The sequence below is a fragment of the Streptomyces sp. NPDC001270 genome (assembly GCF_042896695.1).
Lineage (GTDB): Bacteria > Actinomycetota > Actinomycetes > Streptomycetales > Streptomycetaceae > Streptomyces.
In genome coordinates this window covers 19,386-35,397 of record NZ_JBIAXM010000019.1, presented here as the reverse complement: position 1 = coordinate 35,397, position 16,012 = coordinate 19,386, and the positions used below count along the sequence as shown (strand labels likewise).

Annotated in this window: 11 protein-coding genes; 3 read left to right on the top strand and 8 right to left on the bottom strand. The window is 72.6% G+C overall.

The window, feature by feature from the left end; genetic code table 11:
• The first annotated feature begins 228 nt into the window (after nt 1-228).
• The gene (locus tag ACFY2B_RS28735) at nt 229-1,467 is read left to right on the top strand and encodes an acyltransferase family protein (protein ID WP_390765964.1); all 1,239 of its coding nucleotides are present in this window, start codon (nt 229-231) and stop codon (nt 1,465-1,467) included.
• Between the two features lie 9 nt (nt 1,468-1,476).
• Here ACFY2B_RS28735 and ACFY2B_RS28730 read toward each other — a convergent pair whose 3' ends face one another.
• Nucleotides 1,477-2,673, bottom strand: coding sequence for an FAD-dependent oxidoreductase (locus ACFY2B_RS28730; RefSeq protein ID WP_390765963.1), 1,197 nt, complete (start codon nt 2,671-2,673; stop codon nt 1,477-1,479).
• Between the two features lie 679 nt (nt 2,674-3,352).
• Here ACFY2B_RS28730 and ACFY2B_RS28725 point away from each other — a divergent pair.
• A complete protein-coding gene (locus ACFY2B_RS28725; protein ID WP_376532159.1) occupies nt 3,353-4,504 on the top strand; it encodes a glutathione-independent formaldehyde dehydrogenase in 1,152 nt (383 codons plus the stop codon).
• Between the two features lie 245 nt (nt 4,505-4,749).
• Nucleotides 4,750-5,721, top strand: a complete 972-nt coding sequence (locus ACFY2B_RS28720; protein ID WP_390765962.1) for a right-handed parallel beta-helix repeat-containing protein — start codon at nt 4,750-4,752, stop codon at nt 5,719-5,721.
• A gap of 57 nt (nt 5,722-5,778) precedes the next feature.
• Here the strand turns inward: ACFY2B_RS28720 and ACFY2B_RS28715 are convergent, their stop codons facing one another.
• From ACFY2B_RS28715 to ACFY2B_RS28685, 7 genes are all read right to left on the bottom strand, one after another.
• On the bottom strand, nt 5,779-6,324 hold the full coding sequence (locus tag ACFY2B_RS28715) for a DUF2269 family protein (RefSeq protein WP_390765961.1): 546 nt from the start codon (nt 6,322-6,324) through the stop codon (nt 5,779-5,781).
• A gap of 197 nt (nt 6,325-6,521) precedes the next feature.
• Complete coding sequence (locus ACFY2B_RS28710; protein WP_390765960.1) at nt 6,522-8,243, bottom strand: MFS transporter; 1,722 nt, start codon at nt 8,241-8,243, stop codon at nt 6,522-6,524.
• Nucleotides 8,244-8,387: 144 nt separating this feature from the next.
• Nucleotides 8,388-8,834: a MarR family winged helix-turn-helix transcriptional regulator gene (locus tag ACFY2B_RS28705; protein ID WP_390765959.1), complete on the bottom strand. Its 447-nt coding sequence runs from the start codon at nt 8,832-8,834 to the stop codon at nt 8,388-8,390.
• A 146-nt stretch (nt 8,835-8,980) separates the two neighbouring features.
• Nucleotides 8,981-10,660 (bottom strand): MFS transporter, encoded by a 1,680-nt coding sequence (locus tag ACFY2B_RS28700; protein ID WP_390766069.1) that lies wholly within the window; start codon nt 10,658-10,660, stop codon nt 8,981-8,983.
• A gap of 173 nt (nt 10,661-10,833) precedes the next feature.
• A complete protein-coding gene (locus ACFY2B_RS28695) occupies nt 10,834-11,298 on the bottom strand; it encodes a MarR family winged helix-turn-helix transcriptional regulator (RefSeq protein WP_376538916.1) in 465 nt (154 codons plus the stop codon).
• Nucleotides 11,299-11,412: 114 nt separating this feature from the next.
• The gene (locus ACFY2B_RS28690; protein WP_390766068.1) at nt 11,413-14,787 is read right to left on the bottom strand and encodes a pyruvate carboxylase; all 3,375 of its coding nucleotides are present in this window, start codon (nt 14,785-14,787) and stop codon (nt 11,413-11,415) included.
• Between the two features lie 180 nt (nt 14,788-14,967).
• Nucleotides 14,968-15,915 (bottom strand): ion transporter, encoded by a 948-nt coding sequence (locus ACFY2B_RS28685; RefSeq protein WP_390765958.1) that lies wholly within the window; start codon nt 15,913-15,915, stop codon nt 14,968-14,970.
• Nucleotides 15,916-16,012: the final 97 nt, after the last annotated feature.

Genomic DNA, 16,012 nt, shown 5'->3' with positions numbered 1-16,012 from the left:
CGCGTGGTGTCCCCGCACGGCCACCTGGTGTCCCGGCACGCCCCCGGGCGGGCCGTTCCCGGTCAGCGGGGTCCGCCATACGGGGGTCCTGGCCCGCCCGCCGAGACGCGCCGCCACCGCTCCACGGGCGCAGGGGTGTGATGTTTCCTGAACAAGCCGCATGAAAAGTGGTGAACTGGCAACGCTCCCTTCCATGCCCTCCCCCCACTCCCCCCGGAAGGTGATCCGATGACGACGGCGACCAGGACGACCCGCACCTCCGGGACGCCGCCCGTCACCGCCTCCTCCCCCGCCGCCAGACCGCCGGCCACCGCGTCCGCGCCCTCGCTGCCGTCCCTCACCGGACTGCGCTGGGTGGCGGCGCTGCTGGTCTTCGGACTGCACGTACGCAACTTCCACTATTTCGGGGGCACCGGCGACCGCTATGTGACCTGGGCGTTCGGACCGGGGGCCAGCGGCGTCTCGTTCTTCTTCGTGTTGTCCGGGTTCGTGCTGACGTGGTCCGCGCGGCCGAAGGACCGCGCCGTCGCCTTCTGGCGGCGGCGCATCGCCCGGATCTATCCGGTGCACCTGGTCACGGCGGCCCTCGCGCTGCTCATGGCGTATACCCTCGCCTACCAGACGAAGCCGGAGCCGTCCCAGGCGGCGGCCAACGCCCTGCTGGTGCATTCCTGGTGGCGCCCCTGGTGGCAGACGCTGAACCCGGTCAGCTGGTCGCTCGCCTGCGAAGCCTTCTTCTACGCGGCCTTCCCGCTGCTCGCGCTGGTGCTGCGCCGCCTCGGCGCCCGCGGGGCGACGGCGCTGGCCGGGGCCTCCGTGCTGGCCGTGCTGGTGCTGGCCTGGGCCGAGACGCACCACTGGACGGCGGAGCCGATCAGCGCCAACCCCGCCGCCCGGCTGCCGGAGTTCGTCCTCGGCGCCGCTGCCGCCCGGCTGGTCCTCCTCGACCGCTGGCGCGGCCCGGGTCTGGAGGCGTCCCTCGCCCTGGCGGTCATCGGCTACTTCCTCGTGCCGCAGGTCGACCCCGGCTACACGTCCACCGCCTGCACCATCGTGGGCTTCGCCCTGCTCATCCCGGCGGCGGCGGTCGCGGACCTGCGGGGGCTGCCCTCACTGTGGCGGCACCGCCGGCTGGTGCGGCTGGGGGAACTGTCGTTCGCCTTCTACATGGTGCATCTGCTGGTGCTGCGGGCCGGCACCAATGTGCTCGGGCTCTCCCCGCGGTTCGGTGTGGCGACGGGTCTGGCCGTGACCGCCGCGGCGTTCGCGCTGTCCCTCGGCCTGTCCTGGGTCCTGTACGAGATGGTGGAGCGGCCGGCGCGGCGTTTGCTGCTCGGCGGCCGGCGCACCGCGCGGCAGTCGCCCGTACCGCAGCCGCCGATGCCGCAGCCGGCCGCGCCCCAGCCGGCCGCGTCGCAGGCGGCCCGGGTCGGGCCCACGCCCGGTCCCGGCCGGACGCCCGACTGACACCGGTCCTCAGTCCGCGCCGTCCGCGCCGTCCGCGCCGTCCAGGACGGCGCGGATGTCGGTGTCCCAGTCCAGTTGCCGCACCAGTACGTCCTCGTGAGGGCGTGGCCCAGGGCCGCCCGCGGTGCGCGAGAGGGCGTGGGTGCCCCGCGAGATCCGTCCGCTGACCATAACGTTGTGCTCCGCGCGCGGTCGCCGGATCGTCTCGTACACCGACAGCGCGGTCTCGATGCCGGGCATGTCCCGCAGCGACTTGGCGAGCACGACGGCGTCCTCCAACGCCATGGAGGCCCCCTGGCCGGTCGCGGGCGAGGCGGCGTGCGCGGCGTCACCGATGAGCAGGGTCCGTCCGGCGCGCCACCGGGTGCCGAGCGGCAGGTCGGTGGCGTCGGTGGCCATGAGGGCGTCGGCGCCGGCCGCGACGATGTCCGCGGCCGGGGTGGCGTCCCGGCGCAGCAGTTCGACGAGCCGGTCACGCCAGGGGCCGCGGGCCGCGCCGGCGGGCAGCGGTTCGCCGGTGACGCGGGCGAACCAGTAGGTGTCGCCGGCGGGTGCGACGGCGTAGCCGAAGGCCGCGGTGGTGCCCCGGACCATGGTGATGTGGCCGGTGTCCTCGCCCGGTGCGAAGGGGCTGTAACCGTAGAAGACGCGCTGTCCCGCGTACCGGGGCAGCACGTCGGGGGCGACGGCGCGGCGGACCGCCGAGTTGAGGCCGTCCGCGCCGACGAGCAGGTCGCCGCCGACGGAGCTGCCGTCGTGGAAGTGCGCCGTCACTCCCCCCGGGTGGGCGGCGACGGAGACGAGCCGGGCGCCGTGCCGCAGGTCGATGCCGCGCCGGACGGCTTCGCGTTGCAGGGCGGCGTTCAGCTGACCGCGGCGCAGGCACCGGTAGCGCAGGAGCGCGTCGTCGGCCTCGCCGAGCGGGACGTGCGCCGTCTCGGTGCCGCGGTCGTCGAGGAGCCGCATCGTGCGCAGCGGGAAGCCGACGGCGGTGACGGCCCGGGCCGCGTCCAGCTGGGCCAGGGCGCGCATCCCGTTGCTCGCGAGCGTCAGGAACGCCCCGATGTCCTCGGCCGTGTCGGGGTGCGCCTCGTACACGGTGACGTCGTGACCCGCTTTGTGCAGGGCGAGCGCCGCCGCCGTCCCGGCGACGCCGCCACCGATGATCAGGACGCGGGCCATGTCCGCGCCACCGTGGGTTCGCATGGGTCCAGGTGTACCGGGGCGGGCGGTCTGCCGTCGAGGAGGTCTCCGGTCAGAGGTGGGGGTACCGGAGGTACCGGAGCCCCTGGAGGTCTCGGAGTCCCGGGAGGTTCATGAGTCCCCGGAGGTCGCGGGGCCGGGCGATCCACGGGTCGATGTCCGTTGTGCGGGCGCGCCGGACACTGGCTTCCCGCGAGCAGACGCGCCGCGCGCGGTCTCCCCGCCCGGCTCGACGCCGCCGACCGCATGCCCGGCGCCGGTGAACTCCGCTCGCTCTCCTACGACTTGCTCCGGCGACGGGCCAGGCGGAGCGGTCGTGGACGTGGGCTGCGGCGGCGGGCGGGCCGTGGCGGAGCTGACCGGGCGGGGCGCGCGGGCCGCGGGTGTGGCCCCGGGCGAGCGCGGATGCTCATGGCGGCGGGCCGAGGCCGACCGGACCTTCCTGGCGGTGCCGGTGTTCGTGGCCGGGGCGACGGCACCGGGACGCCGTGCGGGACGGAGTGGGGGCCCACGGGACGCGGGTTGCAGGCGGTGGCGTACGGGCGTTCCCTGGAAGTAACGAGTGGCGAAGCCAGAACGCCTGGGGCTGCGAAACGAGCCGACGGGCCCGGTCGCATTGCGCGTCTGAGCGGTTGCGGCGGTCCGCCGCCGGCACCCGGCGTTCGACGCGGAGGTGGTACAGGTGAAAGCCGTCGTTTACGAGAAGCCCTTCAGCGTGACGGTGAGAGATGTCGACGACCCGCACATCCAGCATCCCAACGACGTGCTGGTACGGGTGACGTCGACCGCGATCTGCGGGTCCGACCTGCACATGTACGAGGGCCGCACGGCGGCCGAGGCCGGCATCGTCTTCGGGCACGAGAACCTCGGCATCATCGAGGAGACCGGCAGCGGCGTGACCTCCCTGTCCGCCGGGGACCGCGTCGTGATGCCGTTCAACGTCGCGTGCGGGTTCTGCAAGAACTGCCTCGCCGGGAAGACCGGGTTCTGTCTGACGGTCAATCCAGGCTTCGCCGGCGGGGCGTACGGCTATGTGGCGATGGGCCCGTACGAGGGCGGCCAGGCGGAGCTGCTGCGGGTGCCGTTCGCCGACTTCAACTGTCTGAAGCTGCCGCCGGGCGACGAGTTCGAGACGGACTTCGTGCTGCTCGCCGACATCTTCCCGACCGGATATCACGGCTGTGAACTCGCCAAGGTGTCCCCCGGTGAGAGCGTCGCGGTCTTCGGCGCCGGTCCCGTGGGCCTGATGGCCGCCTACTCCGCGCTGCTGCGCGGCGCGTCGAAGGTGTTCTGTGTGGACCGCGTGCCCGAGCGGCTCGCCAAGGCGGCGGAGATCGGGGCCATTCCCGTCGACTTCACCAAGGGCGATCCGACGGAGCAGATCAAGGAGCAGACGCACGGCGAGGGCACCGACAAGGGCGTGGACGCGGTCGGCTACCAGGCCCAGTCGCACGACGCGAGCCACGAGGAACCCGCCGTCGTCCTCAACACGCTCGTCGAGACGGTCCGGCCGACCGGCCTGCTCGGCATACCCGGCCTGTACGTGCCGTCCGACCCGGGCGGGCCCGACGAGCACGCCAAGCACGGCCAACTGCTGGTCTCCATCGGCAAGATGTTCGAGAAGGGCCAGCAGATGGGCACGGGCCAGTGCAACGTCAAGCAGTACAACAGGCAGTTGCGCGACCTGATCATCTCGGGGCGGGCCAGGCCCAGCTTCGTGGTCTCGCACGAGCTGCCCCTGGACCAGGCGCCGCAGGCGTACGAGAAGTTCGACCAGCGGATCGAGGGCTACACCAAGGTCGTCCTGCATCCCGGACACGTGCTCGCGGCGTAGGCACGCGCAGTCACCCGGCGGTGCCCGGCCCGGCCTGGGCCGGGCACCGCCGGGTGCCATCGGGGTGCCGCCGGGTGTGCACACCGCCCCTCTTCTTGACGTGCGCACGACTCTTCCCTACGTTCTGCCCTGACCTTGCGTTCACATGCGCGCTCGCAATTCACGCATGAGAACGCCCGGTAGTGCGTCCTCACCGAGGACAGCCGTCCGGACCGATCACCAGGGACAGAGGAAGGTACCCCCACATGCGCACGCGCTCCCGCACGCTGCTCACCTCCCTGCTCACCGTCGCCGCTGTCACCGGCGCCCTGGTCCCCGCGGCCACCGCGGCATCCGCCGCCGGCGCGTCGACCATCGAGGTCGCCACGGCGGCCCAGCTCAAGTCGGCCCTGACCGCCGTCGCGCCCGGCGACACCATCCACCTCGCCGACGGCACCTACACCGGCAACTTCAAGGCGGCCACGGCGGCGTCCTCCGGCTCCCGCATCACCCTGACCGGCTCGGCGAAGGCCGTCCTGACCGCGGGCGGCGGCTACGGCCTGCATCTGAACGGCGCCTCGTACTGGACCGTCAGCGGCGTGACCGTGACCGGCGGGCAGAAGGGCATCGTGATCGACTCCGCGCGGGGCGTCGTCGTGGACGGTGTGACCGTGCATGACCTCGACATGGAGGGAGTCCACTTCCGCACGTCGAGCACGGACGGCGTGATCAGGAACTCGCGCATCTACGACACCGGGAGGGACGGCCGCGGCATGGGCGAGGGCGTCTACGTCGGCACCGCGAACACCCTCTCCGACAAGAGCGACCGCATCCAGATCCTGGACAACACCATCGGACCCGGCGTCGGCGGCGAGAACATCGACATCAAGGAGGGCACGACCGGGGCCCGGATCGTCGGCAACACCTTCGACGGCAACGGCCTGACCGGCGCCAACTACGACGACTCGTGGGTCGACGTGAAAGGCAACGACGTCCTCGTGACGGACAACACCGGCAAGAACACCACGAACGACGGCTACCAGACCCACACCCAGCAGTCCGGTTGGGGCTGCGGCACGGTGTTCCGGAACAACAGGTCGACCCTCACCGGGGCGAGCGGCGCCAACCGGCTGGCCATCGACGTCACCAATCTGTCGTCCGGCTGCCCGACCACGGTCCACAGCAGCAACACGGTGACAGGCGGCGCGGGGCTGACCAACATCACGGTGACCCCCTGACCTCCTGACCCCATGGCCGCCGCACGGCCCCCGGCCCGGCCGCCGTGCGTCCTGGGCTCAGACCCGGACGCCCGGCGAGGCGGTGCGCCGGGCCGCTCCGGCCGCGCGGGCGGCCCTCCGCAGCCGCCGTCCGCGCCGGGTCGGGCCCCACGGTTTGAGCACCGAGATCACCGTCATGAAGACATAGGCCGACAGCGACACGCAAGGGCCGAACAGGACGTCACCGGCGTCGGGCAGCGGTCCGCCGCCGGCGACGGCCGTGACCGCCGAGTTCACCCCGGGCCGCAGGACAAAGGCCGTCGCAGCGGTCGTGGCGAGGGTCAGCCAGAACTTCGTCCAGACCCAGCGGTACCGCGCCAGCCCCCACGGTGTGCCCAGGGACAGCGTCAGACCGCTCAGGAGCGTGCCGAACGCCACAGGAAGCAGCAGCCAGTCGGCGAAGAGTCGCATCGAACGGACCGAGGCCGCCACGGTCGCGTGCTGTCCCGTTCTCGCCGCGGTGATCCCCAGCGCGAGCAGCCCGAGCGTGAGGCCGAGCCAGCCCGCGGAGGCGACGACGTGGACGACGAGGAGGGCCCGGCGGGCCCGGCGGCTCAGTTTCATGGACATCACCGTGCCGGGCGCGGGCCGCCGCGGCGTCTGCCGACGGGAGTAACCTCGCGTACCTTCCCGGGCGTACGTCCCCGCCCGGCGCGGCGCGCGTCGGCCCCGGTCGAGGGCCGCCCCGACGGCCCGGCCGGCGGGGCGTACCCCGGTGCGGATGCGGCCGCCGGCGGCGGCCAGGGTGTGCGCGGTGTGGATCAGCCTGCCTCGGTGCGCAGTTCCCTCAGTGCGGCCGAGGTCAGGGGCCGCGGTTCCGCGTCGGGGGCGACGAGGACGACCGTGCAGTCGGCGGCCTGGGTGAGCGCTGTGGTCAGGCTGCCGTCGGCGAACTGGGCGAGCGGCCCGCGCGGCGACCGGCCGACCGCTATGGCGCGGGCCCCCACTTCGGCGGCGTGCCGGGCGAGGGCGCGGCCGGCCGCGGCGTGGTCGCCGACACTGCCGAGGATCTGGCCCGTCGCGGGGACGCCGAGCGCGGCGAGGCGGTCGAGGTGGGCGGTGACCGCGGCGCGCGCCTGGTCGGCGGTCTCGGTGTCGACGGCCTGTTCCTCGACGACGGCGGTCTGCTGCACGTGGACGACCTCCAGCGGGCTGCCGGCCTCCCGGGCCAGCCGGGCCGCGGTGTCGACGGTGGCGGCCGCCCCGTCGTGGGCGCCGACGGCGACGATCACCGGCCGGTCACCGCCGGTCCGCGCGTCTCCGACAGGCGTGAGGACCGGGCTCACCTGCTCGCCCTCACCGCTGCCCGTCTCGGCGGCCCGCAGCAGGCGGTGACCGCTGGCCAGCACCGGAATGGCCAGCAGGAAGGTGCCGGCGCCGAGGTAGAAGGGGACGCTGAGGTCGGTGGCGTCGGCGAGCTTGCCCGCGACGTAGGGGGCGAGGCCACCGCCGATGAACCGGACGAAGCCATACGCGGAGGAGGCGACCGGGCGCTCCACCGGGGAGACGAGCATGACGGCCTGGGTGGTGAGCGTGTTGTTGATGCCGATGAAGGCACCGCTCACGATGACCGCGACGATCACGACGGTCGAGTCGTCGACTCCGGCGGCGATGACGGCCATCACGATGCCGAGGCCGACCAGGTTCGCGTAGAGGACGGGGGCGGTGCCGTAGCGGGCTTGCAGGCGCGGGGCGAAGAAGACGCTGAAGCCGGCCACCAGCAGGCCCCAGCCGGTGAAGACCAGGCCGAGTTGATGGGGGCTCAGCTCCATCGGGTACGGCGCGTACCCCAGCATGGTGAAGAAGCCCCAGTTGTACAGCAGCGCCATGATGCCCATGGTCAGCAGGCCGCGGTGGCGCAGCGCTCTGATCGGGTCGAGCGGCGAGCTGCGGCGTTCCGGCTTGGGCAGGGCGGGCACGAAGGCCAGCGTGGCGATCAGGGCGACGGCCATCAGCGCCGCGACGCCGAAGAACGGGCCGCGCCAGCTGATCGCGCCCAACTCCCCGCCCAGCAAGGGGCCGACGGCGATGCCGAGGCCGAGCGCGGTCTCGTACAGGATGATCGCGCCGCCGAAGCCTCCGCTGGCCGATGCGACGATCACGGCCAGCGAGGTGGCGATGAACAGGGCGTTGCCCAGGCCCCAGCCGGCCCGGAAGCCGACGATGCCGTTGATGGAGCCGGACGTGCCGGCGAGCGCGGCGAAGACGACGATGATCGCCAGGCCCACGACGAGGGTGCGTTTGGCGCCGAAGCGGCTGGAGAACCAGCCGACGACGAGCATCGCCACCGCGGTCACGATGAGGTAGCTGCTGAACAGCAGGGAGACCTGGCTCGGCGAGGCGTGCAGGCTCGTGGCGAGGGCGGGCAGGATCGGATCCACCAGTCCGATGCCCATGAACGAGATCACGCAGGCGAACGCGACGGCCCAGACGGCCTTGGGCTGTTTGAAGGGGCTGGCGGCCTTGCCTTCGGATGCACTCATGGGCGCTTCTCTTCCGGGGGACGGTGACGGATGCGGGAGTACAGGTACGGAAGTACAGGTGCGAAAGAACTGGTTCAGGAAGGCTGGTTCAGGCGAGCCGGTGCGGGGGTACGGGTGGCGCGGAGCAGGCGCGCGGAGCCAGGGTCAGGACCGGGCCTGGCGGTCCTGGAGTTCGATGACCCGGGCGAGAGCCGGCAGCGCGATGCCGACCGCACGCTGCTCCGGCTCGGTCAAGCGCGCGATCAGCTCCTGGAGCGCCCGTGCACGCTCCGCGCGCCGCTGCCGGCAGACCTCCAGGCCGGTCGGGGTGATCGCCACCAGCACGCCTCGGCCGTCGCTGTGGTCGGCGGCGCGGCTGACCAGGCCCGCCCGCTCCAGCCGGGTGACCAACTGGGTCATGTTCGGCTGGGAGGCCGCCTCGGCCCTGGCCAGTTCGGTCAGCCGCTGGGGGCCCTCACGGTCGAGGCGCCCCAGCACGGCGGAGGCAGTCGTGCTCAGTCCGCCGGCGGTCGCGCTGCGGCGGACGTGGCGGACCAGGTGCTCGACGGCGATGATCAGGTCTTCTCCTGACGCTTCGTCGACTGGATCCATAACCTGCTTATACATAAGCGCATTATGCACTTGGATGTAATGGGAAACAAGATGCCGGGCGCCCTCTGGTGGCGTCCGCCGCAGCGGACGCCACCAGAGGGCGCCGTTGAGTCATCGGCCCCGGCCGACCCGGGCCGGCCGGGGGGTCACTTGAGGGGGTCGGCCTGCGCGGCGGGTTCGTCCGCGGCCGGCTCCGCCGCGCGCGGGCCGGCCGGCCCCTTCGCCGGGAGGTGTCCGCCGGCGGGTTCGTGCCGGCCGCGCAGCGCCGAGGCGAGCGCGGAGACCAGGGCCATGGCCGCGGCGACGCCGAAGACGATGGTCAGTCCGTGGTGGAAGGGCCCGGAGACCAGCTCGGGGAAGAAGGTGTGACCGGTCAGGACCGAGCGCTGAGCGGCGGTCAGATGGTCGAGCACCTCGCTCGAACCGAGCAGGTGCCCGATGGGGTTGTCGCCCAGGAACGTCGCGAACAGGGTGCTCACCGGGGGCAGCGAGGCGATCTGCTCCGCGGTCCCGGCGGGTACGCCGTGCGCCTGGAGGCCGCCGCCGAGCGCCTTCGGCAGCGACGCAGCCAGGCCGGAGACCATCAGCGAGAAGAAGACGCCGATGGACAGGGCCGTACCCGAGTTCTGGAACGTGGAGCGCATGCCCGAGGCCACGCCCCGGTACTCGGGCGGCACGCTGCCCATGATCGATGACGTGTTGGGCGAGGAGAACATGCCCTGGCCGAGACCGCTGAGCAGCAACAGCGCGGCGAACGTGCCGTAGTCGAAGTTCACCGGCAGCACCAGCAGGCCGACGAACGAGCCCGCCACCAGCACCAGGCCCGCCGTGGAGAACAGCCGGGCGCCGAACCGGTCCGACAGATAGCCGGAGATCGGACCGGCGATCAGGAAGCCGATCGTCAGCGGCAGCATGAAGATGCCCGCCCACAGCGGGGTGTCCTCGAAGTCGTAGCCGTGCAGCGGCAGCCAGATGCCCTGCAACCAGATGATCAGCATGAACTGCAGCCCGCCGCGGGCGATCGCGGTGAGCAGGGCCGCCACGTTGCCCGCGGCGAACGCCCGCACCTTGAACAGCGAGAGCCGGAACATGGGCTCGGCGACCCTCGTCTCGACCACGCAGAACAGCAGCAGCAGGAAGACGCCGCCGAACAGGCCCGCCAGCACCCAGGGGTTGCCCCAGCCGGTCGCGCTGCCGCCGTAGGGCTGGATGCCGTAGGTGATGCCCGCGAGCAGGATGCCCGCGCCGCCGGCGAAGGTGAGGTTGCCCAGCCAGTCCACCCGGCCGCGCTTGCCGGACGCGGTCTCCCGCAGGCTCAGATAGGACCAGATGGTGCCGGTGACGCTCACCGGGACGCTGACCCAGAACACCGCCCGCCAGTCGACCACCGCGAGCAGCCCGCCGGCCAGCAGGCCGAGGAACTGGCCGGCGAGCGCGGTGATCTGGTTGATGCCCAGCGCCATGCCGCGCTGCCGGGCAGGGAAGGCGTCGGTGAGGATGGCGGCCGAGTTGGCCGTGAGCATCGAACCGCCGAATGCCTGCACGATCCGCCACAGGATCAGCCACAGGGCTCCCGCGCCGGCCCGGAACGGATCGAGGGACAGCGCGACGGAGGCACCGGCGAAGATCAGGAAGCCGAGGTTGTAGATCCGCACCCGGCCGAACATGTCGCCGAGCCGGCCGAGGACGACGACCAGCACCGCGGAGACCAGGAGGTAGCCGAGGATCATCCACAGCAGATAGCTGATGTTGCCCGCGGCGAGCGGGTCGAGGCCGATCCCGCGGAAGATCGCGGGCAACGAGATGATCACTATGGAGGCGTCCATCGTGGCGATCAGGACGCCCAGGGTGGTGTTGGACAGGGCGACCCATTTGTAGCCGGGCCCCGGCGGGGTGTTCCGGGTGCGGCCGAGCCGGGCCAGGGGTCCGCCGCGCCGCCCGCCGTCCCTGGGTGCCGGGCCCGCGGCCGGACGGCTGCGCCGGGGTTCGGCGTGCCCGCTCACAGCCGTTCCGCCAGCCGGTCGAGGAGCGGAAGGGTTTCGTGGAGCAGTCGCCGCTCGTCCGGGGTGAACTCGTCGAGGGCGCGGGTCAGCCGCCCCACGGACTCGGAGCGCCGCTCCGCCAGCACGGAGCGGCCCTCGTCCGTGATCGACACGATGGCGCGGCGCCCGTCGGCCGCGTCGGGGGCCCGGTGGACCATTCCGCGCTGTTCCAGCGCGGCCAGCGTGGCCGCCATCGCCTGCGGCCGGACGCGTTCCAGTTCGGCGAGCGTGCCGGGTGAGTCGGGGCCGGCGGCGTTGAGGCGGGCCAGGACGGAGACCCCGGAGAGCGAGACGTCGCCCACGGCGTGCGCCTGGCGCAGCCGCCGGGTGATCCGCGCCACGGCCAGCCGCAGCGCGGCGGCGAGTCCGGCGGTGTCCTCTGGGGCGCCGCGGTGCCCGCGGCCGGTGTCCTCCTCGTTCATGATTAGTAATAGTAGGTTTATCAGTCTGAACTGTTCAACCAACCGTTAGTAATCCAACGATGGGCTCCGCCGCTCGCCGCCCGTACGCGGACGGCGGCGGGCGGAGCGAGCGGCTCAGGCCAGTTCGACCAGGAGGTCTCCGCCCTCGACCTGCTGGATCCGGTTGATGGCCAGCCGGGACACCCGGCCCGCCTTCGGCGCGGTGATCGCGGCTTCCATCTTCATCGCCTCGATGGTCGCCACCGTCGCCCCGGCCGCCACTTGCTCGCCCTCGACGACCGCGAGCGTCACCACGCCCGCGAATGGCGCCGCCACCTGGCCGGGGTCGGCGCGGTCGGCCTTCTCCGTGACCGGTACGTCCGAGGCCGCCGCCCGGTCGCGCACCTGGATCGGCCGCAGCTGGCCGTTGAGACTGGCCATCACGGTGCGCATACCGCGCTCGTCGGCGTTGCCGATCGCCTGCAGCTCGATCAGCAGCCGGACCCCGGGCTCCAGGTCGACGGCGTACTCCGCGCCGGGGCGCAGCCCGTAGAAGAAGTCCTTGCTGTCCAGCACGCCGGTGTCGCCGAAGGTCTGACGGTGGGCCTCGAACTCCCGTGCCGGGCCGGCGAACAGCAGCCGGTTGAGCGTCGTGCGCCGGGACTTCTCCAGGCCCTCACGGTCCTCGTCAGTCAGCTCCCGCGGGGGCTGCGCCTCGGCCCGGCCCCGGAGCGCCTTGCTGCGGAACGGCTCCGGCCAGCCGCCGGGCGGGGTGCCCAGTTCCCCGCGCAGGAAGCCGATGACGGAGTCGGGGATGTCGTACCTGTCCGGGGTGGCCTCGAAGTCCTCGGGCCGCACGTCCGCGCCGACCAGGTGCAGGGCGAGGTCGCCGACGACCTTGGAGGAGGGGGTGACCTTGACCAGCCGGCCCAGGATCCGGTCGGCGGCGGCGTACATGGCCTCGATGTCCTCGAACCGGTCGCCGAGGCCGAGCGCCACGGCCTGGGTGCGCAGGTTGGACAGCTGACCGCCGGGGATCTCGTGGTGGTAGACGCGTCCGGTGGGCGAGGCGAGGCCCGCCTCGAAGGGGGCGTAGATGCGGCGGACGCTCTCCCAGTACGGCTCCAGGTCCCCGACGGCCTGGAGGTCCAGGCCGGAGGGCCGCTCGGAGTGGTCGGTGGCGGCGACGATCGCCGACAGCGACGGCTGCGAGGTGGTGCCCGCCATCGACGCCACCGCGCCGTCCACCGCGTCCGCGCCCGCCCGGACTGCCGTCAGGTAGGTGCCGAGCTGGCCGCCCGCCGTGTCATGGGTGTGCAGATGGACCGGCAGGCCGAACTCGCGGCGCAGCGCCGTGACCAGAGTGGCCGCGGCCGGGGCACGCAGCAGGCCCGCCATGTCCTTGACGGCCAGGACATGGGCGCCCGCGGCCACGATCTGCTCGGCGAGCCGCAGGTAGTAGTCGAGGGTGTACAGCCGCTCGGACGGGTCGGAGAGATCGGCGGTGTAGCAGAGGGCGACCTCGGCGACCGCCGTGCCGGTCTCGCGCACGGCGTCGATGGCCGGCCGCATCTGGCCGACGTCGTTGAGCGCGTCGAAGATACGGAAGATGTCGACGCCGGTGGCGGCGGCCTCCTGCACGAAGGCGTCGGTCACCTCGGTCGGGTACGGCGTGTAGCCGACGGTGTTGCGGCCGCGCAGCAGCATCTGGAGGCAGATGTTGGGCACCGCCTCGCGCAGGGCGGCCAGCCGCTCCCAGGGATCCTCGGCGAGGAAGCGCAGCGCGACGTCGTAGGTGGCGCCGCCCCAGCACTCCAGGGACAGCAGCTCGGGCAGGGTGCGGGCGACGACGGGGGCGACCGCGAGGAGGTCCTTCGTGCGCACCCGGGTGGCGAGCAGCGACTGGTGGGCGTCGCGGAAGGTGGTGTCGGTGACGGCGAGCGCCGGGGACTCGCGCAGCCACCGGGCGAAACCCTCGGGGCCGAGCGAGACCAGCCGTTGCCGGGAACCGGCGGGCGGCTCGCCCGCGGGCAGCGGGGGCAGCTTGGTGACCGGGTCGATCAGGTCGGGCCTGTCTCCGTGCGGCTTGTTCACCGTGACGTCGGCGAGGTAGGTGAGCAGCTTGGTGCCGCGGTCCGCCGAGGAGCGGGCGGTCATCAGGTGCGGGCGTTCCTCAATGAACGACGTCGTCACCCGTCCGGCCTGGAAGTCCGGGTCGTCCAGGACGGCCTGGAGGAAGGGAATGTTGGTGGCCACACCGCGGATGCGGAACTCGGCGACGGCGCGTCGGGCCCGGACGATCGCGGCCTTCAGGTCCCGGCCCCGGCAGGTGAGTTTGACCAGCATCGAGTCGAAGTGCGCGCTGATCTCGGTACCGGCGTGGGTGGTGCCGCCGTCGAGGCGGATGCCCGAACCGCCCGGCGAGCGGTACGCGCTGATCCGGCCGGTGTCCGGGCGGAAGCCGTTGGCCGGGTCCTCGGTGGTGATGCGGCACTGGAGCGCGGCGCCGCGCAGAGTCACGGTGTCCTGCGAGAGTCCCAGGTCCGCGAGGGTCTCCCCGGCGGCGATCCGCATCTGGGCCTGGACCAGGTCGACGTCGGTGACCTCCTCGGTCACCGTGTGCTCGACCTGGATGCGCGGATTCATCTCGATGAAGACGTGGTGGCCGGCCCGGTCGAGCAGGAACTCGACGGTGCCGGCGTTGTGGTAGCCGATCTCCCGGGCGAAGCGCACGGCGTCGGCGCAGATCCGCTCCCGCAGTCCGGGATCCAGATTGGGCGCGGGCGCGAGTTCGATGACCTTCTGGTGGCGGCGCTGCACCGAGCAGTCGCGTTCGAAGAGGTGCATGACGCCGCCCTCGCCGTCGGCCAGGATCTGCACCTCGATGTGGCGCGGGTCGACGACCGCCTTTTCCAGGAAGACCGTGGGGTCGCCGAACGCGGACGCCGCCTCCCGGGACGCCGCCTCGATGGCCTCGCGCAGCTGGGAAGGTTCCGCGACCCGGCGCATCCCGCGCCCGCCGCCGCCCGCCACCGCCTTCACGAACACCGGGAAACCGACGTCCTCGGCGGCCCGGAGCAGCTCGTCGACGTCGGTGGAGGGGGCCGAGGAGCCCAGCACGGGCACGCCCGCCGCGCGGGCGGCGGCCACGGCACGCGCCTTGTTCCCGGTCAGTTCGAGCGTGTCCGCACCGGGCCCGACGAAGGTGATGCCTGCCTCTTCGCAGGCCCGGGCGAGTTCCGGGTTCTCGGACAGGAAGCCGTAGCCGGGGTACACCGCGTCGGCGCCCGCCCGGCGGGCCGCGGCCACGATCTCCTCGACCGAGAGGTACGCCCGTACGGGATGCCCGGGTACGCCGATCTCGTAAGCCTCGTCCGCCTTGAGCCGGTGCAGTGAATTGCGGTCCTCGTGCGGGAACACGGCGACCGTGCGCGCCCCCAGTTCGTAACCGGCGCGGAATGCGCGAATCGCGATCTCACCACGGTTGGCGACCAGAACCTTGCGGAACATCATCGACCCCTTCGGCCTGTCTGCGACGGACACCATCGTGTCGGCCGCTCCCCTGCCGTGCCATGCGGCCACGTTAGGGGCGTACCAGCACCCTCTGAAGGGGGCGAACATCACATTGACAGCCCTGGACCGCCTCGGGGTCGCCCAAGCGGCCTCGTCCGGACCCCGTCCGGCCGGGTGTCAGGTCCGGCCGGACGGGGCGGGGAGCGGCGGGTCGCCCGCTTCCGCCGGATGGGCCTGGGCGACGTCGCGTCCGAGGTCGCGTTCGAGGTCGTCGAGGGCACGGCGGGCGGTCGCGATGCGTTGTGCGAGCTGCCGGTGCTCCTGCGGGCCGCCGGGGACCGGACGCGGCGCGGGCGGCTCGTCCCGCTCCAGTTCGCGGGCCTCTTCGAGAGAGGTGAGGACCACTCCGATCAGCACGTTGACCAGGACGAAGGAGGCCAGCAGGACGTAGGAGGCGTAGTAGACGAGGCTCCAGCGGGACACCTCAAGGCCGGCCCGGACGGCATCCCCGATGCCGTCCAGTGTCATCAGCAGGAAGAGGGTGAGGACCGCCCGGCCGACGGAGCCGTAGTGCTCGGGGTCGAAGCCGCCGAAGAAGACCCAGCCGACCATGGCGTACACGTACAGCAGCAGGCCGCCGACGAGCAGGAAGCTCAGCGTGCCGGGCAGGCTGCGGCCCACCGCGACCAGCACGATGCGCAGTTGGGGCAGGAACCGCGCGGTGCGCAGCACCCGGGCCAGCCGCAGCAGCCGCAGCACGGTGGTGTTCTCACGGACGGCGGGCAGGAAGGCGCAGACCACCACCACCAGGTCGAAGACGTTCCACGGGTCCTTCCAGAACTCCCGCGGGCGGTCCGCGTGGGCCGCCAGGCGCAGCAGGATCTCGACGGTGAAGACGGCCAGGCAGACGTGTTCGGCGAGCTTCAGCCAGTGCCGCCAGTCGGTGACGAGACCGGGGTACGTCTCCACGCCCAGCAGGGCCGCGTTCGCCAGGATCACCGCGAAGACGGTGAGGGCGAACCAGCGGGCGTCCGTGACGGCTCGACAGCGTCGTGCCAGTTCGTGCCGGGCGGACAGCGGCGCTCGCCCGGCCCCGTGGTGGTACTGGTCCGGCAGGTCCGGCATGGTGCTGCTTCCGCTCCTTCGCGCGGGCCGCTCGCGCGGCCGGCCGCGCCCGACGGCACGGCTGTCGAGTGATCCGAGTGATCACCTTCAGGAGAGA